Below are 20,039 nucleotides of genomic sequence, written 5' to 3' on the forward strand. Positions count from 1 at the left end.
AGTGTCAGGAGAGGAGCAGCTTTTTCAGCGACTCGATGGAAATGGCGGAAACTGTGGTGGCTTTGCCGGTGCTGGCGTTGAACCCCTGTGTGGGTGTTGCCATGCAAAGAGAATTGAGAATGGCTTCCTCCGTCGCTTCGATGGCAGCTTCGAACAGGGGCGATATCACATCGTTGGAAAGCTCTGGGTAAGCGTGAAGCGCTTTGCGCCGCTCCGGCGTGCGCCGAGCGCTGTCTGCCGTGGAAAAGGCCAGCGCATAGTCGCCGGAGCCGTTGCTCAAAGCAGCACCCGTGCGCGCCAGTCCCCCGAAAGATCGTGCCGCCAGCCGTTTGAGATTGCGCGACGAGAGCGGAGCGTCGGTGGCAAGGATGATGACGATTGAGCCGTCCTTATCCAAGTTCTGCGGGCTTTCATAGGGTTTTCCGCACGCAAGCAGGTTTCCGCCGTAGTTGGACTGAACGATGACGCCCAGCGTGTAACGTTCGCCCGCAATGGAAACGATGCGCGAACTGGTGCCGATGCCGCCCTTCATGCCGAAGGCGACGGTTCCTGCGCCTGCGCCCACAGCACCTTCTTCGACGATACCTTCACCAGCATTGCCGAGAGCTGCGGCGATTTCGTCCACGGTCGGGCGACCGGCACGAATATCGTTCAGTCGGGAATCGTTGGTTTCACCGACAACGGCATTCAGCGAGACAACATTTTCGTTGCCGGGTTGCGCAAGTGTGTAGCGATTGATCGCTTCGATAGCGCGGCCGGTGGCTAGGGTGTTGGTGAGAATGATGGGTGTTTCTATTTCACCCAATTCTTCAATCTGCGTTGCACCGACGAATTTTCCAAAACCATTATAGACCGCAAGTGCTGCCGGAACCTTCTCCTGAAACAGATTGCCGCCATGGGGCAAAATCGCTGTTGCCCCGGTGCGGATGGTATCGCCTTCGATAATGGTCGAATGGCCAATTTGCACGCCAGCGACATCCGTGATGGCGTTTAGACTGCCTGTTTCAAACACACCTGGATTAAAACCGATATCGCGCAGTCTCATTCGGGTGTCGTCAGGCATCGGGCATGTACTCTTTTGGCTTTTAGCCAGAGGCGAAAGGGCTGCAAGGTCTGGTGCTCCAGACTCATCGGCTTGCTTGGCGCACAAGTTAGCGTGATTTGTGGCAGAACGGCAGCGTAAAAATTGTGTCTGTTCGCGACGCTGTGCAAAACGAGGGTGACGTTATTCGAATTCCAGAATCACCTCGTCAACAGCAAGGCTGTCTCCCGTTTTTACCGCAATTTTGCTGATCCGTCCGCTGCGCTCCGCGCGCAGAATATTTTCCATCTTCATTGCCTCCACGGTCGCAAGAGCCTGACCGGCTTCCACCCTATCGCCTTCATTGACGGCAATCGTTGTGAGGACGCCTGGCATGGGGCATAGCAGCATTTTCGATGTATCTGGCGGCAGTTTTTTTGGCATCAACCGCGCCAGTTCCGCCACGCGCGGACTGCGCACGCGGGCCATGACATCCATGCCGCGCCAGCGAAGCCGGATGGTGGACGGAGAAAGATCAACCTTGATCGCCATGACAGCATCCCCCGCGGTGAAGAGGGCCGATGTCTGGCCGGGAAGCCAGTCCGTTTTGATCGGAATTGCGGTTCCGTCCTCGAACATTGCCGTAGTCTCGTCGACAATCTGGAGATTGAGTTTATGATCTCCTTCTGCAAACGACACGACCCAATCCTTGCCAACCACACGACGGTGATTGCCTATCGTGCCTGAGATCTGGGAGGCACGTGTCTGTAAGCGGTGTTGAATGAGGGCAGCGATGGCGGATATTTTTCGCGCATCCTCGGTATCCGGCTCAACGCCCGAGAACCCTTCTGGAAATTCCTCCGCAATGAAACCTGTCGTCAGATTCCCCTCGCGAAAACGCTGGTTCTGCATCACCGCAGACAGGAATGGAAGGTTATGACCGATACCTTCGACTTCGAAACGGTCCAGCGCCTCGCTCATCGCATCAATGGCCGCAATGCGCTCCGGTGCCCATGTGCAAAGCTTGGCAATCATCGGGTCGTAATACATCGATATCTCGCCACCCTCGAAGACGCCGGTATCGTTGCGGATGATCGTGCCGTTTTTCTGCGGCCCTTCCACTGGCGGGCGATAGCGCGTCAGCCGTCCGATGGAGGGCAGGAAGTTGCGATAGGGGTCTTCGGCATAAAGGCGGCTTTCAATGGCCCAGCCATTCAGCTTCACATCATCCTGCGCCAAGGAGAGTTTTTCGCCGGAGGCGACGCGGATCATCTGCTCGACGAGATCAATGCCAGTCACAAGTTCGGTGACGGGGTGTTCGACCTGAAGGCGCGTGTTCATTTCCAGAAAATAGAAATTGCGCTCACCGTCCACGATGAACTCCACCGTGCCAGCCGAAAAATATCCAACCGCCTTGGCCAATGTCACGGCCTGTTCACCCATGGCCTTGCGCGTTGCCTCATCCAGAAAAGGCGAGGGCGCTTCTTCTATGACCTTCTGGTTTCGGCGCTGGATGGAGCATTCGCGCTCACCCAGATAAAGCACGGTGCCGTGCTTGTCTCCCAGCACCTGAATTTCGATGTGACGCGGCTGGGTTACGAATTTTTCGATGAAAATACGGTCATCACCAAACGAGGATTTCGCCTCGTTTTTGGACGACTGAAAACCTTCGCGTGCCTCCGCATCGTTCCACGCAATCCGCATACCCTTGCCGCCACCACCGGCGGATGCCTTGATCATGACCGGATAGCCGACGGATGCCGCGATCTTGGCCGCCTCATCGGCATTTTCGATAAGGCCCATATGGCCGGGCACGGTGGAAACGCCAGCTTCTGCCGCCAGTTTTTTCGAGGTGATCTTGTCGCCCATCGCCTTGATGGCACCGACAGGTGGGCCAACGAAGGTAACGCCTGCAGTTTCCAGCGCTTGCGCAAAGGCGGCGTTTTCCGACAGAAAACCGTAACCGGGATGCACCGCATCCGCCCCCGTTTTTCTGATGGCGTCCAGGATTTTCTCGATGACGATATAGGACTGGCTGGAGGGTGCCGGGCCGATGTTCACCGCCTCGTCCGCTTCGCGCACATGCAGCGCATTGGCATCGGCATCCGAATAGACGGCGACGGTTTTGATGCCCATTTTCTTTGCCGTGCGAATGACGCGACAGGCAATTTCACCACGATTGGCGATGAGGATTTTGGAGATCATTCTTGTTACCTCAAAGCGGAATCGTGTCGTGTTTTTTCCAGTGCGTCGTCACCTGCTTGTTGCGAAGCGATGCAAAAGCGCGGGCGATGCGGCGGCGAGATGAATGCGGCATGATGACTTCATCAATAAAACCACGCTCTGCCGCCACGAAAGGATTGGCGAAGCGCTCTTCATATTCGCTCTGCCGTGCGGCAATCTTGGCCGGGTCGGATAGCTCGGAGCGGTAAAGGATTTCCGCCGCACCCTTTGCACCCATCACGGCGATTTCCGCTGTCGGCCAAGCATAGTTGACGTCGGCGCCGATATGTTTGGAGGCCATCACATCATACGCGCCGCCGTAGGCCTTGCGGGTAATCAGCGTCACCATCGGCACGGTCGCCTCGGCATAGGCAAACAGCAGCTTTGCGCCGTGCTTGATAACGCCACCATATTCCTGCGCCACGCCGGGCAGGAAACCGGGAACATCCACCAGCGTCAGAAGAGGGATGTTGAACGCATCGCAGAAGCGCACGAAACGGGCGGCCTTGCGTGAACTGTCGATATCAAGGCAACCGGCCAGCACCATCGGCTGGTTGGCAACCACGCCCACGGTTTCACCCTCGATACGGATAAAGCCGGTGATGATGTTTTTGGCGAAGGCTTCCTGAATTTCGAAGAAATCACCCTCATCGGCCAGCGCGCGGATGAGTTCCTTCATGTCATAAGGCTTGTTGGAACTGTCCGGGATCAGTGTGTCCAGTCTGGATTCCAGCCGGAATGGGTCATCGTGAAAGGGGCGTGTCGGTGGTTTCTGGCGATTGTTGGCGGGCAGGAAATCGAACAGTGCACGCACCGCTTCCAGCGCTTCGATGTCGTTTTCATAAGCGCCATCCGCCACTGAGGATTTTTTCGTGTGGGTGGAGGCGCCGCCAAGCTCTTCGGCCGTGACGATTTCATTGGTGACGGTTTTCACCACATCTGGACCCGTGACGAACATGTAGGACGTATCGCGCACCATGAATATGAAGTCTGTCATGGCTGGCGAATAAACCGCGCCGCCTGCGCATGGTCCCATGATGACGGATATTTGCGGAATAACGCCGGACACTTCGGCGTTGCGGCGAAACACTTCGGCGTAACCGGCAAGCGATGCCACGCCTTCTTGAATACGGGCACCGCCGCTGTCGTTGAGGCCGATGAGAGGTGCGCCGACCCGCACGGCCATATCCATGACCTTGCAGATTTTCTGCGCATGGGTTTCAGACAATGAACCGCCCAGAACGGTAAAATCCTGACTGAAAACGTAAACCTGTCTGCCGTTGATCGTTCCCCAGCCGGTGACGACGCCATCACCCGCCACCTTTTGCTCCGCCATGCCGAAATCCACCGCGCGGTGGGTCACGTACATGTCGTATTCTTCGAAGGAACCTTCATCGAGAAGCACTTCGATGCGCTCTCGCGCCGTCAGCTTGCCTTTGGCGTGCTGCGCATCGATGCGTTTTTGCCCGCCACCCAGCCGTGCCTCCGCACGGCGTGTTTCCAGCTCTTCGAGAACGGTGGGCATGGCTCCTCCATCATGCGAATCCAGTATCCAATAGACTTAGACATGAAATGACGGATTGGAAACAGCTTATGAGGGAGGAGACAGCGGATTTTGGTGGTGGTTAAAGTGATTGCGCCGCATTGATAGAGGACACGAAACGTCGCGTGCGTTCCTGTTCAGGCGAACGGAAAATGGCCTCGGACGTGCCGGTTTCAACCACCTTGCCCGCTTCAAGAAACACCACGAGATTGGCGATGCGAGACGCAAGGCGCAGGTCGTGCGTTGCCATCACCATGGTTGTTCCCTCACGGGCCAGTTGGCCGAGAACTTCCACCACCTCGGCGGACAGTTCCGGGTCCAGCGCCGAAGTCGGTTCGTCGCACAGCAGCACTTGTGGAGAGGGCGCCAGCGCACGGGCAATGGCGACGCGCTGCTGTTGCCCGCCGGAAAGATTGGCAGGCCAGGCATCTGCCTTGTGTGCCATACCAACTTTGGTCAGCAGTTCCATGGCGCGGGCATGGGCTTTTTCACGCGACCATTTCTGAACGATCAGCAGGCCCTCCATCACATTTTCGATGGCCGTGCGGTGCGGGAAAAGCTGGAAGTTCTGAAACACCATGCCCGTCTGGCTACGGATTTTCTGAATGGACTTCCACGGTGTTTTCCGACCGGACGTAAAAGCAACGGAATCATTGCCAATCCGGACTTCGCCTTCCGTTGGCAGCTCCAATAGGTTGATGCAGCGGAGCAGGGTGCTTTTGCCACCACCCGATGGGCCAACGAGCGCTGTTACGCTGCCTTCCGGGAAGCGCAGGGAAATGTCCTTGAGAATTACGGCTTCGCCGAAGCGTTTTTCGATATTGGAAAGCTCGATCATCGGCTGTTCTCCATCATGCCGCCATAACGGGCAAAGCGCACTTCCAGCCGCGCCTGCAAGTTGGACAATATGGAACTCAAAGCGAGGTAGATCAGCGCTGCCTCGATATAAAGGATCAGCGGTTCATAGGTCGTGGCGACAATGCGCTGCGCCGACTGGAAAAGCTCCGGCACGGTGATGGCGGCGGCCAGCGATGTATCCTTCACCAGCGAAATGAAGGTGTTGGACAGCGGCGGCACCGCCACGCGGCTGGCTTGTGGCAGAATGGTGCGCTGCATGGCCTGACGCCAGCTCATGCCGGTGGAAAATGCTGCTTCCCATTGGCCTTTGGGGACGGATGAAATTGCAGCACGGATGATTTCCGATGTGTAAGCGCCGACATTGAGAGTGAAGCCGATCAAAGCGGCGGGGAACGCATCCAGCAGGATGCCGATGCTTGGCAGGCCGTAAAAGATCACAAAAAGCTGCACCAGCAAGGGCGTTCCGCGAATGACCCAGACGTAAAACCGGGCAAGCAGCGTCAGCGGCTTTGGTCCGAAAAGCCGCGCAACGGCGGTGGCGAGGCCCAGAACAATGCCGAACAGGAAGGAAAGCAATGTCAGCGGAATGGTGAATTTCACGCCCGCCCAAAGCAGCGTGGGCAGGGAATCCATCATCAATTGAAGCCAGTGCGGCACGGTGGACCTCTCAATAAAAACGAAGTCCGGCGCGAACGCCGGACCCTTAAATGTCATCGCAACAATGGCCTATTTTCAAGAAGGATAATAGACCTGGGTACAGGCTTACTTTGAAACGTCCTGACCGAAATATTTGTCGGAAATTTTCTTGTAGGTGCCATCAGCCTTGATGTCGGTCAGGGCCTTGTTGATGGACGCCACCAGATCGGCGTCGCCCTTGCGAACGATGATGCCGGAGTAATCCGCATCAGGCTTTTCCGCGACGATTTTCACAGGAGCCTGTGGCTGCTTTTTCTTGAAATCAAGGAAGGAAAGGCTGTCGTTGATGGTGGCATCCGCGCGGCCAGTCAGAACAAGCTGGATCGACTGGTCGAAACCATCCGTGCCAACTAGCTCTGCGCCCGCTTCCGTGGCCAGCTTGCCGAAGTTGCTGGTAAGCGACTGTGCCGACTTCTTGCCCTTCAGGTCTGCAAAGCCTTTAATGTCGGCATTCTTCTCGCTGACGATCAAAACAGCCTTGGAAGCGATGTAAGGCTCGGAGAAAGCATATTTTTGCTTGCGCGCTTCGGTGATGCCAACCTGATTGATGACAGCGTCATAACGCTTGGAATCGAGACCGGCGATCAGGCCATCCCACTTGCCTTCAACAAATTCGGCCTTGACGCCGAGCTTGGTCGCAACCGCTTCGCCAATTTCCACGTCGAAGCCGACGAGCTTGTTGCTGGCATCGTGGAACGTGAACGGCGCATAAGTGCCTTCCGTGCCGATCTTGATGACGCCCGCAGACTTGATCTGGTCAAGATTTTCGCCAGCGAAGGTAGGAGCGATGATGACAGCGTTCAGCGCTGCTGCTGTTGCGAGTGTCTTGAGCCAGCTCATCGAATATTCCTTTCAGGAGTTTTATGGTTGATCTCTCATCCCATAAAGCGTGCACTTTTAAATGGCGGAAAGATGCAAAAAAATGCGGCAGATGAGAATATTTTTCTCATTGATAAACAAAACCTCCTCTGACCCCTGCCTGTGGGGTTAACCGTTCGCTGTCGGAGCATCGTCAAGTGCAAACGCCGCGACCCGTTGGCCTTTTTGCCTGAACATGTCTTCAAGTGATTTGAGGTCAGGAGCATGAGGTATTTTGAACAGTGCCGACTGCGCATGTTCGCCAGCAGGCAGTGCGATGGCCGTTGTGATGAAGATCGTTTCACCGGCAGTGACGGTGCCGCGTAGCTGTGGAACCAGCGTGCGGCCATGGATGAGATTGGTGTTGGCAATAGCCTGATGCGCGACGCCACTGCGTTGTATGGCTGGCGACAGATCAACGATGGCACTGACGTCCTGCTGGCCGTGACAAACCGCACGCCCCATTTCTGCCTCGGCAATATCGGCGTTGAAGTCCGCGCGCTCGATCGGAAACCCACCCTCGGACGTCTGCAAATCACGGGGTGTCGTGATGCGGTGAAGCCTGACATGCCACGGATTGAGCGGAACAAGCCAGGTTTCCACCACAACATCTGCCCATGGTTTCCATCGCGAATAGAGGCAGTCATTCGCGATCAATGCTTCCTCCAGTGTTTCGCGTGTGCGGAAATGAATGCCGTCGTCTGACAGGCCCAACATGCCGTCAAAACTCGCGGCGGCAAAATGTCGGTCGTCGGCCTCGATATTAAAGGCGTACCGGGTCGAATAGACGAATTTCGAGTATTTCTCCTGCGCGCCCCGCATTTTATCATGCTGCTGGCCGGAAGACAGCGCGACAACATTGCCGGGAGTGTGAAAGGCGACCATGCCTGGCTTTGGCAAAGGCACCGGCTCGGGAAACGTTTCAGGCTGCGCCTCCTGCGCAATCCAGAACGGATGTTCTTTGGGTAGAGCCAGCGGAAGGAAGAATTTCAACGCCCAATAGGGCGAGCAGGGGGAATTGTAGCTCTCGCTCATCAGCAGGTTTGGGTACCCATAACCGATGGACAAAACGCCATCGCGGTCGCAAATCGGCAGCTTCGACCACCAGCGAATGTGCCGCATATAGTAGCCTTTGACCTGCGACCACGGCAGCGCTTCCAGATCGGAAAAGGCGAGTGCACCCCAGAAACCACCAGCAGCAAAACGATAGGTCTGGCTGCGCCCAAAAGCGAGTGATGCGCCATCTGGTCCGAACCAATGGCGTATATCGCTGGCAAATTTTCTAGACCGCTCAAGGAAACGCGCCGTTCGTGCCTCTTTGCCCGTTGCGAGCACCGTATAGATCAGCCCGTAAAAATGCATGGCAAACGGAATGTAGTGGTCGACCCGACGCACCGGCCCATCGCGATACCAGCCGTTGCCGATATCGAAAGCCTCCAGCTCGTCAAGGTAGGTTTCCGTCTTGGTTTTGTCGAAGGTCATGCCGACCCGCTCCAGACCCAGATCGATCAGAACACGGAAGAACTTCCAGTTGTTGTCGACGAAGTCGCGTTCGCGCGCGTCAAGGAGATAGCCGGAGACGTTTTTTTTGTCTGTCTCACTGAGCGGTTCCCAGATGTGTTGCGGCACCATCGCCAGCGCAAACCCGATGGCCGCCAGTTCCACAAGCCTCTGGTTTCGGTCCGAGACATCGCCCCAATATTCGGCGTGGCCGGGGTTGGTGCCGTTGGCCAGTCCGCGCCGGTAAAGCTCCCAATGCGGGAAGTCATATCCACCAGCCGCAAGCGGCACGATGCCCCACAGCGGTCGCGCAAAACCTTCCAGTTCCGCTGCCGGATAATCGAAAATGGCACCCGTTGCACTGAGACGAACGCGCGCGCCACCGGCTGAGAAATACGGCAGCAGCGGATTGAATAAATCCATCACTGCTTTTGCGAGATCGTCCCTCGTCAACAGGGGATTGTCAAACAGTGGGTTGGCCTTGGCGTTATCGTGATGCACGGCGTGATCTTCCGGAAGATGGTCATGAGAATGACGGTCGCGAGAATGCCCGCGACCGTCTGATAATTTACTTGATGGCTTTTACGCCCTCATCCATGTCCTTGATGCCATCATCGATGGAGATGTTGTCGGTCATCAGCGCATCATGAACACGGTTCAGAACAACCTCGATTTTGGCGGCATTCGGATTGACGGCCATTTCGAGATAGGCTTTGCCCGCCTTGAGCGCATCCTTGCTGTTCTGATCCTGCGGAAAGCCGGGAAGTGCTGCGATGGTCTGTGCAACGCCATCCGACCGCAGAGCGGGGAATGTGCCTGTCGATGCGATGATCGCAGCGCCTTCAGGGCCAGTCACGAATTTGATGAAGTCCAGCGCCGCTTCCTTGTGACCGGAGTTTTTATTGACTGAAAGCCCGGAAATTTGCGCCGCTGTCGTACCAGCCACGACGCCTTCAGGATGCGGAAACTTGACGATGCCCCAGTTGGCGCTTTTGGATTCGCCGGATTTTACCTTTGCGATCTGCGTTCCCATGAACCACGTTCCCATCGGCAGCATGCCAATGGTGCCATTGAAGAACAGCGCGGAATAATGGGTGTTGGAGGTTTTAAGCGAGGCGTAGGACGGTATCGCTCCGCTTTTTTGCAAGGCAAGCGCCCGCTCGTACCACGGCTTTAAAAACTCGTATTTGCCATCCACCAGCGTTTGTTTGCCGTCCTGGATACCCGGCAATTGAACGGTTGAGCGCCATGTATGGAGAAGTGCCCCATAGGTGCGGTTCACGCCCATGCCACCTTTCAGCTTGCCCGCAATCTCGTCAAACTGTGCCCACGTCGTATCGTTGGTGGGATATGGTACGCCAGCCTTGTCGAAAATGTCCTTGTTGTAATAGACAATCCAGAAGTCCGACCGGAAGGGCAGGGCATAAACCTTGCCATCCACCGTCAACTCCTCGATCAGCCCACCATAGGATGCGGGATCGATCTTCTGGTCTTTGATGAAGCTGGTGAGATCGGTAATGTTGCCGGCCCGCACGAGGTTTGCATAACCCGGAACGTCTTTGATGGTGACGATGTCGATATCTTTAGAGCCGCCGGTCAGCTGCGTCGAAATCATCTGCGTGTAGTCTTGCGAGCCGAGATCGACGGCCTCGAATTTCACGTTGGGATGTTTGCTCTGGTAGGCTTCCATCAGCGGCTTGAAATAGGCACCCTTGTCCAGATCCCACAGCGCCCATTTTAGCGTTACGGGCGCATCGCTTTGCGCAAATGCTGATCCACCCATGCTCATGGCGATGCTGATGCCGGCTGTGGCCAATGCGAATGCACGTCTTGTTGTTCTGAATTCCATAGTAGGTCTCCTCCCTGACTAGTTTCGTTCGGTTTATTCGGGTTGATCTCCGGAATTGCGCTGACCATGTTGGTGTGCAAACGCCTCGATGTTTCTGGCTGCAAAGCAGATGGCGAACATGCCGAGCGAAAAATTGATGGTCGCGGGCATGAATACGGACATCGGGTAAAACAGGATATGGGCAAGCCAGAGCGCCCCCACGAAAGCCAGCGCGGCCAACATCGGGAGCGGCTTTAGCAAAGCCAAAAGTGCGGCCTGCCGAAATATTTTCGAGATTGGCGGGTCATAAGATACAGCCATAACAATGGCATAGGCGGACATCAGGCACAGAAACGCCGTGACCATGACACTGATTGCCAGAGGGAAACTGTAGATGATGTCAAGATGTGCTGCTTGTGCGTAACTGACAGCTGCATAGCCACTTGCGCCGGTCATGACGGCGCAAAGAACAATCAACACCGTGCCACGCCATGCATAGCGGTGAAACGCCTCCAGAAAATCGCGTAGCAGATAGGTGTTTTCATCCGCAGCGAAAGAGCGCGCAACGCGCGCCATCGCGAGCGTTGCGGCGGGCATCGTCACCACCGGCAGGCTGAACAGCAGGAAGAGAATGTTGAGTTTCACCATCTCCCACCATTCACGTCGCAAGACATCAAAGAACAGGGCAAGGCCGGTGGGACGCGGGGCATCCTTGTCGATGCCCGCTCCCTCCCTTGTCCATAGTCCCTCAAGCCATTGCATCATGCGTCTCCCACCACTTAGTAAAGAATGGAGCGTTCTGTTTCAGGGTCGAAAAACTGGGCATTGGTCAGGTCTGCGACAAGCGGAATGTTGTCGCCGATCTTTCCTTTGAAGCGCGGCGAAACCCTTGCGATCATGGGCTTGCCACCCGAGATAAGGTTGAGATGCACTTCCGATCCCATCGGTTCTGCCAGTTCCAGCGTCGCATCGAAGGGCACCGTATTGGCCGCATCGATGTCAGCAGGAACAAACTCGTGAAAGTTCTCCGGACGAATGCCGAGAATGAGTTCCTTGTTTTCATAAGGGCGCAAACGGTCAGCGGCGATGCTGCTCGGCAAAGGCATGGTATTGCCATTGAACACGGCCACCAAACGATCACCATCGCGCTTCAAAGTCACCGGCAGCATGTTCATTTGCGGTGCGCCGATGAAACCGGCGACGAACATGTTGATCGGTCGGTCGTAAAGGTTTTGCGGCGTGTCCACCTGCTGAATGTGACCATCCTTCATCACCACGATGCGGTCTGCCATGGTCATGGCTTCGACCTGATCGTGGGTCACGTAAATGAAGGTGGCATCCAGCCGCTTGTGCAGCTTACTGATTTCCGCGCGCATGGTGCCGCGCAATTTGGCATCGAGGTTGGACAGCGGCTCATCGAGCAAAAAGACTTCCGGGTTGCGCACCATCGCGCGACCCAGCGCAACACGTTGTCGCTGGCCACCGGAAAGCGCTTTCGGCTTTCGGTTCAACAGATGGGTGATGTCGAGAATATTCGCAGCTTCCTTGACCTTGGTGTCGATGACGTCGCGTGGCGCCTTTCTCAGCTCGAGGCCAAAGGCCATGTTTTTGTAAACCGTCATATGCGGATAAAGCGCATAATTCTGGAAAACCATGGCAATGTCGCGGTCCTTGGAAGGCACGTCATTCATGACATCGCTGCCGATCCGAAGCTCGCCGCCGGAAATCTCCTCCAGCCCCGCAATCATGCGCAAGGTGGTGGATTTGCCGCAGCCGGATGGGCCGACGAGAATGATGAATTCCTTATCTTCAATTTCCAGATCGATATCGTGGACGACCTTGAGCGCACCAAAGGTCTTGTTGAGTTTTTTCAGCGAAATGCTTGCCATGTGTTCCTCACGCGCTCACCAATAGGAAGACCAGTTTCGAGAAAGCCGCGTCAGTGCTTCCAGATAATAATAATCGCCCCAGGACACACATTCATCGACACCTTCGCCGCGGCAGGTGTTGTGCGGCGTTTTCTTCGAGTAAGTGCCGTGGAGAAGCTGCCCGTTGGAGATCGCCGGGTCTTTGACGGCGTAGGTGTCGACAAGGCTCTTCACCATGCGTTTTGCAAGATCGCGGTAGTGTTCAGCCTGTTCCGGCTCTTCCAGGTCGGCCATTTCCAGCAGGCCGCAGGCAACGATGGCCGCTGCCGAACTGTCGCGTGGCTCGTTATCCTTCTGCGAGAAAACCAGATCCCAATAGGGAACGAGATCGTCCGGCAACCGCTTGAGATAGAATGCCAAAAGCCGTTCGAAAGCATCGCGATAGGCGGGCAGTCGCTCATAGCGATAAGAGAGCGCCATGCCGGCAATACCCCATGCCTGCCCGCGCGCCCAATAGCTCTCGTCGCTATATCCCTGCTTGGTCACGCCACGCACTGGCGCGCCGGTGACCGGGTCCATGTAAAAAGTGTGATAGGTGGAATCGTCGGGCCGAACAGAATGGGCCAGCGTTGTGCGGGCATGGGCCAAGGCAACATCGCGATAATCCTCCCGCCCCGTTTCCTCCGCTGCCCAATAGAGCAGTGGCAGGTTGAGAAGGCAGTCGATGATGTAGCGATATTCGTCTGGATTGCCTTTTCGGCCCCATGCCTGAATGAACTGCCCAACCGGCTGGAACCGCTCCATCAATTGATCGGCTGCCATCAAGGCAGCACTTTTGCCATCCTCATCACCCACCAGTTTCCAAGCGGCGATACAGGAAGGTGAATAGAGAAAACCCATATCGTGGTGGTCGGTCTCTATGCGGTTTTCGATGCGATGCAAAAAGCTCTGCACCTGTATCTGTGCCGCATACTGAAAAATCTTGTCGCCGGTATGCTCGAAGGCAAGCCATATCTGGCCGGGCCAGAAACCGGCGGTCCACTGATCGTTGGCGACAGCAGGGTAGACATTGCCGACGCTCGAATGGTTTTGCGCCTTGTAGGTAAACTCCGGCAGGTTGCGCCGCACCTGAGCAACGGCAACAGCCATTGCCGTTTCGACTTCGGCATCGCTGATCGGGCTTGGTTGTTTGTTGATGAGATCAAGCATGGAATCAGCCCTTTATGCCGGAAGATGCGACGCCTTCGACGAAGAAGCGTTGCAGCGCGAGGAACACAATGAGAACCGGGATCAGCGCAACCACGGATGCCGCCATGATCAACCCGTATTCCGCCGAATATTGCGAAATGAACATGCGAAGACCGATCTGGATGGTCTTTAGTTCGGTTTTCGTCAGATAGATCATCGGTCCGAGGAAGTCGTTCCACGTTGTGACGAAGGTAAAGATCGTCAGCGTTGAAAGGGCCGGCTTGGACAGCGGCAGCATGATCTTCGCCCAGATCTGATACTCGTTCATGCCGTCGATCCGGGCCGCTTCGCACAGTTCGTTCGGTATCGACATATAAAACTGACGCATCAGGAAAACGCCAAAAGCGGTGAAGGCTTGAAGGAAAATCAGCGCCAGATGGGTGTTGTTGAGGCCGAACTCGCGCATCAGCAGGAATTGCGGCACCATGTACACCTGCCAGGGCATGGCGATGGTGGCGATATATCCCAAAAAAAGTGTGTTCTTGTATGGAAAGTTCAGCTTTGCAAAGGCATAGGCTGCGAAGCTGGACGTCAGAAGCTGCATGACCGTGACGATGATCGTCAGCTTGGACGTGTTGTAGATGAACAGCGCCAGCGGAATTTTCGTCCAGATTTCGGTGTAATTTTCCCATCGCGGTTGCGAGGGAATCCATTCGATCGGAAAGACGAAGACGTCCCGGCTGAGTTTGAGGGATGCCGACAGCATCCACGCAAACGGCAGCAGCATGATGATGGTGATTGCAATGATGGTCGCGTAGACGGCAACCGTTCCGATCGAGATTTTCCGGCCCATAATCCGCATTGATCAATCCTCCCGCTGTCGCTTGAACTGAATGATCGTGACGGCAAGGACGAGGAAGAACAGTACGAGTGCAATCATGCTGGAATAACCGAGATCCCAGGAAATGAAGGCTTCGTTGTAGATGTGGTAAACCAGAACAAGCGTCGAGGTGCCGGGTCCACCCTGCGTGATCATGTAAACCTGATCGAACACCTTGAAGGACTGGATCGTCAGCATCACGGTGACGAAAAACGTCGTCGGTGCTAATTGCGGCAGGGTGACGTGAATGAACTTCTGCCAGGCATTCGCGCCATCCAGACCTGCGGCTTCATAGAGTTCGGAATTGATGCCCTGAAGTCCGGCCAGATAGATCACCATGTAGTAACCCATGCTCTTCCAGATGCCGAAGAGAATGACCGTAACCATGGCCCAGTGCCGGTCAGCCGCCCAGCCCGGCATGTCTGCCGGATCGAGACCGAGCGTATAGAGCAACATGTTGACCGGCCCCATTTCCGGGTTGAAAATCATGTTCCAGACGACAGCGACGGCCACCAGCGACGCGACATAGGGAAAGAACATCGCTGTGCGGAAGAAATCACGCCCGAGGATTTTTTGGTTCAGCAGAACCGCAAGCCCCAGCGCGCAGGCCAGCGTGGCGGGCACGGAGACCACGGTATAGACAATCGTGTTCCAGAAGGCCGAGATGAACGCCTTGTCTTCAAACAGGCGCCAGAAATTATCGAGGCCCGCAAAGCGCATGGCATTCGAGCCGTCCCAATGCATAAAGGCGAGCGCGAAGGCAAAGAGGATGGGGCCAAGCGTGAAAATCGCGAAGCCGAGAAAGTTCGGCGCGATAAAGGAATAGGCAATCAACGCATTCTCTATCCTGCGCCGTCCTTTGGAAACGATGCGGACTTTCTTTTTGCGATATGGAGCCGCCTGCTTGTCAGACGCAGTCGCAGTCGCGATTGCCACAGCATACCTCCCATGACCGTTCACAACCTTTTACCGGCATTGAACGGCTTTGTTTCCATCGCGGCCAGACACTCGTTCTGCCGCCTCCCGCCTTTTCGATAACACAATATCGATATTGGTCAAACAACTTTGCATAAAGTCAGACAAATTTTCTAGTGTTTTTAAAATACGTATGATAGGAGCCGCTATATCGAATTTCGAAACGCGCAGGGAGGCTAAGGCGTGTTTGTAGAGATGATGCGGCTTTTGCCGGATCGGCTTGCCGATTTCGGCGCTGATATCACCACCCAAAAAATACGGTCATCTGTATCGGATGATGCCAGAGCGGAACTCGTAGAGGCTGCGGAGCGTGTTTTAGGTGAGCCTTGGTCTGTCATTCTGGCCAGCGACTACCGTGAATATACGGTGAACGGAAACCGTGTCCGTTTTGAAGAGCTTTATTTCTCGCGGCGCCTCAAGTTGAATGCTCTGGTGCTTGGAGAAACGATCGAAGGGCAGGGGCGCTTTCTTGGTGCCATCATCGATGGTCTCTGGCTGATCTGCGAGGAAAGCGGCTGGCAGTTGCCCGCACATAATTCCCACGTTCGCGGTGGTGCACGCGCGCCTTTCCCTGATCCGCAAAATCCCGTCATCGATTTGTTTTCGGCAGAAACAGGTGCCAATCTCGCCCTTTGTTTGCATCTTTTACGCACGGAACTGGAGAGCGTCAGTCCCGATCTCGTCCAGCGCATATCTGCGGAAATCAATCAACGGATCATTCAGCCTTATCTGTCTCGCCATTTCTGGTGGATGGGCAATGGTGATGAGCGGATGAACAATTGGACGGCGTGGATTACGCAAAATGTTCTTCTGTCCACATTTCTGCTGCCAACCGATCAGCCCACAAGGCGGTTGGTTTTCGAGCAGGCCTTGAAGAGCCTTGATGCGTTTCAAAAGGACTATGCCGAGGACGGTGCCTGTGAAGAGGGTGTGCTGTATTACGGGCACGCTGCGCTTTGCATGTTCGGGGCGATGACCGTTTTTGACGAGGCCGCACCCGGCGTGGTGGCGCCGCTGTGGGCCGCACGGAAAGTTCGCAACATGGCTGAATTCATTCAACACATGCACATCGACGATGACCGGTTTTTCAATTTCGCCGACGCGCCAGCGCGGGTTGAAACCTGTGGTGTACGGGAATTTCTGTTCGGCAAAGTAGTGTCATCGCAACCACTTCAGGCCTTTGCCGCAGACCGATGGCGAAATTCCGCCAGGCGGTTGATGCAGAACGAATGGAACCTTTGGTATCGCGCTCAAGCCATTCTGACAGAACAAGAGCTGAGCGCCTTTAACGCGCCTCGACCCGAAAAATTCGACACACTGTATCCCGGCATAGAACTGGCCATAGCGCGCGACGAGACGTTTGATCTCGCTGTCAAAGGTGGGAACAATGGTGAGAGCCACAACCACAACGATGTCGGCAGTTTCACGCTTTATAAGCATGGTCGCCCTTTCATCATTGATGTTGGTGTGGAAACCTACACCGCAAAAACCTTCTCGCCGCAGCGTTATGACATTTGGACAATGCAATCGGCCTATCACAACCTGCCGACATTCGGTGGCGTGACGCAATCCAATGGGCAGCACTTCGCTGCAAGGAATTTCTCAGCCGACTTCAGCGAAGAACGTGCGGAAATTTCGCTCGATATAGCAGGGGCTTATCCGACCGAAGCATGTGTTCAGCGCTGTCGCAGAACCGTTCAGCTCGTTCGTAACAGCCACATCGACATCACCGACGATTATGACGGCGAGCATGAGGCTGTGTTGTCTCTCATGACGGTTGAAATGCCTGTGGTCGATGGAAACCTCGTGGTTTTGGGCGACTTGGGGAGTGTGGCTCTCGAAGGGGCAGGAATGCCTGTCGTCGAGCCGATCCGCATCGATGATCCTCGCCTGCGTCAATCTTGGCCGGACACGATTTACCGCATTCTCATCCCCCTCAAAGGCAAACGCCTTCGCCTCGTCATCCGTTAAGGAGGAAGCCGATGAAGCTTACACTCAAGGTCGTCAACGCTGCTGGCATCGTGTTGGCGCAGTCCAATTCCGGCGATGAGGCTTTTCTTGTCTATCGTGCGGCATATTCCGAAGGTGACAGCATCGTTGTCGAGACCTCGCAGCCCGGCCATATTCTTCTGTCATTTGATGCGGGAATACAGCCAGCACTGGTTTTTCTCGCCGAGACAAGTTTTACAATGCCCGTTCCATTCGGTGCGAAACAAAAAACCTATGCGCCCCAAGCCTTTTTGGGTGATTTGCATCGAATTTCCGCCCGTCGAGCAGCGGCTGAAGAGGTGTCTGCCCGTCGAAATCTCGCTCTCAATCCGTTTGATGACCACGCAAACAGCTCACTGTTTCCACACGCTTCCGCAAATGTTGAAACCCGAGGTGAGGCCGTATTTGCGGCGCGCAATGCCATTGATGGTGAAAAGGCCAATACCGATCACGGGTTTTGGCCCTACACCAGCTGGGGCATCAATCGCGACCCGGCCGCTGCGCTGACGGTGAATTTCGGGAGGCCGGTTCTGGTCGATCAACTGGCCATCTATCTCAGGGCCGATTTTCCGCATGACGCCTGGTGGGACAAAGCCTGTGTGACGTTTTCAGATGGCTATACCACCAGCTTGGCGCTGGTAAAAACCGGAGCAGCACAGCTATTCGAGATCGAACCACGAACGGTCGAATGGGTGACGCTGCACGACCTCAAAAAAGCAGAGGATCCTTCGCCGTTTCCGGCGCTGACGCAGATTGAGGTCTGGGGCGTAGACGCCGCCACTTAGTGGGCGGCAATGCCTCTTATGTCGCGCATCATATCGCGATATCGATGCTGGCTGCCGCGAAGATGCTCTTGCATGGCAAGTTTGGCGGCCTGTTCGTCGCGATCCGAAATCGCCACGACGATTGCTTCATGTTCCTTGTGAATCAAGCGCCTATAGGCCGTCTGGTCAACTTCATGTTTTTCGGAAATGACCTTGGATTGCGGGATCACGGCCTGTCCATGCAGTTCAAGAAATTGTGTGAAAAGCGGATTGTTGGTGGCTGCCGCGACTGCCAAATGCAGCGAAAGGTCAGCTTCTCGAATCGACGTATTTTTCTCGATGCAGTCCAGAACTCTGGCGTGACAGTCAAATATCGCTTCTTCCTGCGACGGTGAGCGTCGGAGCGCCGCCAGCCCGGCAGCTTCTATTTCCAGCGGTGTTCTGATTTCCAGCACTTCGAGATCCGACGATAATCTGGCCTTATCGACTTTGGCCGTGGAGAGGGCGTCCTTTTCGCGTTTCAGAACAAAAATGCCAGCACCTTGGCGCACCTCAACCAACCCATCACATCGCAATGCCGTTACCGCCTCGCGTACGACAGTACGGCTCACGCCATGGGTTTCGGTCAGCTCTATTTCGCTCGGAAGCCGTTGGCCTGGTCCATAGGTGCCGGACGCAATTGCGTTTCTCAGAACGGTACTGACCTGCGTTACGAGAGATACGGAGGATTTGCCGCGCTGTTTTTGCTGTTCTCGCACGAGAGTCACCATGGATTGAAAGGTCGGAAACGAAAGGTATCATGTAAATATGTATGATGAATTTCGATTTAACTCAATGATAAGATCAATTTAAATAAGCAGTTTGACAAATTTACACTTTTCATTAGGCCTTGAGCATTTTTGTGTCAAAAAAAATTCCAGTGCTGACGTGAAATGTCGGCAAAATAAGGCGTTTGTCTCCCGTTGTTCAAGACTCGGTATAGATAGAAATCATGGGTCTGTACGGGTTAATTTTAGCCTCCCCAATATGCCCTTATTAACCATTTGTTAACCATATTTGGGCTACTCCTTTGGCAATGATTTGTTTACCAAGATGACCAAAGTGCTAACAGCCTCACCCTCAATCCGTATCAAAGGTCGCTCGTTTCTTGCGGTCGTGCTTTCTCCCGAACAGCCGCTGGATCTGTGGCTGGAGCGGCTTGATGATCTGGCAGCGCGTTCCGCCGGGTTCTTTCTGTCACGTCCGGTCGTTCTGGATGTGGCGGAGCTGAAGCTCGACAAGGCAGGGCTGAAAGCTTTGCTCGCCGAATTGTTCTCCCGCAATGTCGCGGTGATGGGCATCGAAGGTGCGCGTCCATCGATGATAGAGCCTGGAATGCCACCCGCGCTGAAAGGCGGCAAAGCGGCGTCTGACGTTGAGGTGGCTCCGGTTGAGCTTGCGACGATCGGTGTTGTCGAGGAGCCAGTCACGGCGCCCGTTACAGAAATTCGCAGCGTGGTTCAGTCTTTGATGATTAGCGAACCGGTGCGTTCCGGCCAGTCGATCATCTTCCCGGAAGGTGACGTGACGATCGTTGGTTCCGTCGCGTCGGGTGCCGAAGTCATCGCCGGTGGATCGATCCATATTTACGGTGCGCTTCGTGGCCGTGCCATGGCGGGGTCTCTTGGAAATGCCTCGGCGCGGATTTTCTGCAAGAAGCTGGAAGCCGAGTTGCTGGCCATCGACGGCGTCTACAAGGTTGCTGAAGATATCGACCCGAAGTTTCGCGGTCAGGCCGTCCAGCTCTGGCTGGAAAACGATACGATCAAAGCGGACAAACTCAATTAAGCCGCATGCGGCAAGAACAGG

General features: G+C 55.3%; 17 protein-coding genes. 3 read left to right on the plus strand and 14 right to left on the minus strand.

The window, feature by feature from the left end; all coding sequences use genetic code 11:
* Positions 1 to 4 precede the first annotated feature (4 nt).
* The 13 genes from RMR16_RS21920 to RMR16_RS21980 all read right to left on the minus strand — a co-directional run bounded on the left by RMR16_RS21920 (position 5) and on the right by RMR16_RS21980 (position 15,333).
* Positions 5 to 1,063: a P1 family peptidase gene (locus RMR16_RS21920; RefSeq protein ID WP_320197726.1), complete on the minus strand. Its 1,059-nt coding sequence runs from the start codon at positions 1,061 to 1,063 to the stop codon at positions 5 to 7.
* Positions 1,064 to 1,225: 162 nt separating this feature from the next.
* Complete coding sequence (locus tag RMR16_RS21925; protein ID WP_320197727.1) at positions 1,226 to 3,226, minus strand: acetyl/propionyl/methylcrotonyl-CoA carboxylase subunit alpha; 2,001 nt, start codon at positions 3,224 to 3,226, stop codon at positions 1,226 to 1,228.
* Positions 3,227 to 3,236: 10 nt separating this feature from the next.
* Complete coding sequence (locus tag RMR16_RS21930) at positions 3,237 to 4,769, minus strand: acyl-CoA carboxylase subunit beta (RefSeq protein WP_320197728.1); 1,533 nt, start codon at positions 4,767 to 4,769, stop codon at positions 3,237 to 3,239.
* A gap of 100 nt (positions 4,770 to 4,869) precedes the next feature.
* Entirely contained in the window at positions 4,870 to 5,625 is a 756-nt protein-coding gene (locus tag RMR16_RS21935) for an amino acid ABC transporter ATP-binding protein (protein WP_320197729.1), read from the minus strand.
* Positions 5,622 to 6,302 (minus strand): amino acid ABC transporter permease, encoded by a 681-nt coding sequence (locus RMR16_RS21940; RefSeq protein ID WP_320198002.1) that lies wholly within the window; start codon positions 6,300 to 6,302, stop codon positions 5,622 to 5,624. Before RMR16_RS21940 ends, RMR16_RS21935 begins: the two co-directional genes overlap by 4 nt.
* 105 nt (positions 6,303 to 6,407) lie before the next feature.
* Positions 6,408 to 7,181 (minus strand): amino acid ABC transporter substrate-binding protein, encoded by a 774-nt coding sequence (locus RMR16_RS21945; protein WP_320197730.1) that lies wholly within the window; start codon positions 7,179 to 7,181, stop codon positions 6,408 to 6,410.
* 147 nt (positions 7,182 to 7,328) lie between these two features.
* Positions 7,329 to 9,200: a DUF2264 domain-containing protein gene (locus tag RMR16_RS21950; protein ID WP_320197731.1), complete on the minus strand. Its 1,872-nt coding sequence runs from the start codon at positions 9,198 to 9,200 to the stop codon at positions 7,329 to 7,331.
* A 67-nt stretch (positions 9,201 to 9,267) separates the two neighbouring features.
* Positions 9,268 to 10,548, minus strand: a complete 1,281-nt coding sequence (locus tag RMR16_RS21955; protein ID WP_320197732.1) for an ABC transporter substrate-binding protein — start codon at positions 10,546 to 10,548, stop codon at positions 9,268 to 9,270.
* Between the two features lie 33 nt (positions 10,549 to 10,581).
* Positions 10,582 to 11,289 carry a DUF624 domain-containing protein gene (locus tag RMR16_RS21960; RefSeq protein WP_413785944.1) on the minus strand — a complete coding sequence of 236 codons (708 nt, stop codon included), beginning with the start codon at positions 11,287 to 11,289 and terminating at the stop codon, positions 10,582 to 10,584.
* Positions 11,290 to 11,306: 17 nt separating this feature from the next.
* Positions 11,307 to 12,416 carry an ABC transporter ATP-binding protein gene (locus tag RMR16_RS21965; RefSeq protein ID WP_320197734.1) on the minus strand — a complete coding sequence of 370 codons (1,110 nt, stop codon included), beginning with the start codon at positions 12,414 to 12,416 and terminating at the stop codon, positions 11,307 to 11,309.
* Between the two features lie 15 nt (positions 12,417 to 12,431).
* Complete coding sequence (locus RMR16_RS21970; RefSeq protein WP_320197735.1) at positions 12,432 to 13,604, minus strand: glycoside hydrolase family 88 protein; 1,173 nt, start codon at positions 13,602 to 13,604, stop codon at positions 12,432 to 12,434.
* 4 nt (positions 13,605 to 13,608) lie between these two features.
* On the minus strand, positions 13,609 to 14,445 hold the full coding sequence (locus RMR16_RS21975) for a carbohydrate ABC transporter permease (RefSeq protein WP_320197736.1): 837 nt from the start codon (positions 14,443 to 14,445) through the stop codon (positions 13,609 to 13,611).
* Between the two features lie 3 nt (positions 14,446 to 14,448).
* Positions 14,449 to 15,333 carry a carbohydrate ABC transporter permease gene (locus RMR16_RS21980; protein ID WP_413785945.1) on the minus strand — a complete coding sequence of 295 codons (885 nt, stop codon included), beginning with the start codon at positions 15,331 to 15,333 and terminating at the stop codon, positions 14,449 to 14,451.
* A gap of 288 nt (positions 15,334 to 15,621) precedes the next feature.
* Here RMR16_RS21980 and RMR16_RS21985 point away from each other — a divergent pair, with 288 nt between their 5' ends.
* Complete coding sequence (locus RMR16_RS21985) at positions 15,622 to 17,409, plus strand: heparinase II/III domain-containing protein (RefSeq protein ID WP_320197738.1); 1,788 nt, start codon at positions 15,622 to 15,624, stop codon at positions 17,407 to 17,409.
* A gap of 11 nt (positions 17,410 to 17,420) precedes the next feature.
* Complete coding sequence (locus RMR16_RS21990; protein WP_320197739.1) at positions 17,421 to 18,212, plus strand: carbohydrate-binding protein; 792 nt, start codon at positions 17,421 to 17,423, stop codon at positions 18,210 to 18,212.
* On the opposite strand, the gene RMR16_RS21995 is transcribed toward RMR16_RS21990, so the two are convergent.
* A complete protein-coding gene (locus RMR16_RS21995) occupies positions 18,209 to 18,961 on the minus strand; it encodes a FadR/GntR family transcriptional regulator (RefSeq protein WP_320197740.1) in 753 nt (250 codons plus the stop codon). The genes RMR16_RS21990 and RMR16_RS21995 overlap by 4 nt on opposite strands.
* A gap of 322 nt (positions 18,962 to 19,283) precedes the next feature.
* On the opposite strand from RMR16_RS21995, the gene minC reads away from it, so the two are divergent.
* Entirely contained in the window at positions 19,284 to 20,018 is a 735-nt protein-coding gene (gene minC, locus RMR16_RS22000; protein ID WP_320197741.1) for a septum site-determining protein MinC, read from the plus strand.
* The last annotated feature ends 21 nt before the right edge of the window (positions 20,019 to 20,039 follow it).

The organism is Agrobacterium sp. rho-13.3, from assembly GCF_033957765.2.
Classification (GTDB): domain Bacteria; phylum Pseudomonadota; class Alphaproteobacteria; order Rhizobiales; family Rhizobiaceae; genus Agrobacterium.

Excerpts from the sequence above, each read along its gene's own strand:
- RMR16_RS21930 (WP_320197728.1), bottom strand. The coding sequence starts at position 4,769 with ATGCCCACCGTTCTCGAAGAGCTGGAAACACGCCGTGCGGAGGCACGG.
- RMR16_RS21955 (WP_320197732.1), bottom strand. The coding sequence starts at position 10,548 with ATGGAATTCAGAACAACAAGACGTGCATTCGCATTGGCCACAGCCGGC.
- RMR16_RS21995 (WP_320197740.1), bottom strand. The coding sequence starts at position 18,961 with ATGGTGACTCTCGTGCGAGAACAGCAAAAACAGCGCGGCAAATCCTCC.
- RMR16_RS21975 (WP_320197736.1), bottom strand. The coding sequence starts at position 14,445 with ATGCGGATTATGGGCCGGAAAATCTCGATCGGAACGGTTGCCGTCTAC.
- RMR16_RS21925 (WP_320197727.1), bottom strand. The coding sequence starts at position 3,226 with ATGATCTCCAAAATCCTCATCGCCAATCGTGGTGAAATTGCCTGTCGC.
- RMR16_RS21960 (WP_413785944.1), bottom strand. The coding sequence starts at position 11,289 with ATGCAATGGCTTGAGGGACTATGGACAAGGGAGGGAGCGGGCATCGAC.
- RMR16_RS21920 (WP_320197726.1), bottom strand. The coding sequence starts at position 1,063 with ATGCCTGACGACACCCGAATGAGACTGCGCGATATCGGTTTTAATCCA.
- RMR16_RS21965 (WP_320197734.1), bottom strand. The coding sequence starts at position 12,416 with ATGGCAAGCATTTCGCTGAAAAAACTCAACAAGACCTTTGGTGCGCTC.
- RMR16_RS21945 (WP_320197730.1), bottom strand. The coding sequence starts at position 7,181 with ATGAGCTGGCTCAAGACACTCGCAACAGCAGCAGCGCTGAACGCTGTC.
- minC (WP_320197741.1), top strand. The coding sequence starts at position 19,284 with ATGACCAAAGTGCTAACAGCCTCACCCTCAATCCGTATCAAAGGTCGC.
- RMR16_RS21935 (WP_320197729.1), bottom strand. The coding sequence starts at position 5,625 with ATGATCGAGCTTTCCAATATCGAAAAACGCTTCGGCGAAGCCGTAATT.
- RMR16_RS21970 (WP_320197735.1), bottom strand. The coding sequence starts at position 13,604 with ATGCTTGATCTCATCAACAAACAACCAAGCCCGATCAGCGATGCCGAA.
- RMR16_RS21990 (WP_320197739.1), top strand. The coding sequence starts at position 17,421 with ATGAAGCTTACACTCAAGGTCGTCAACGCTGCTGGCATCGTGTTGGCG.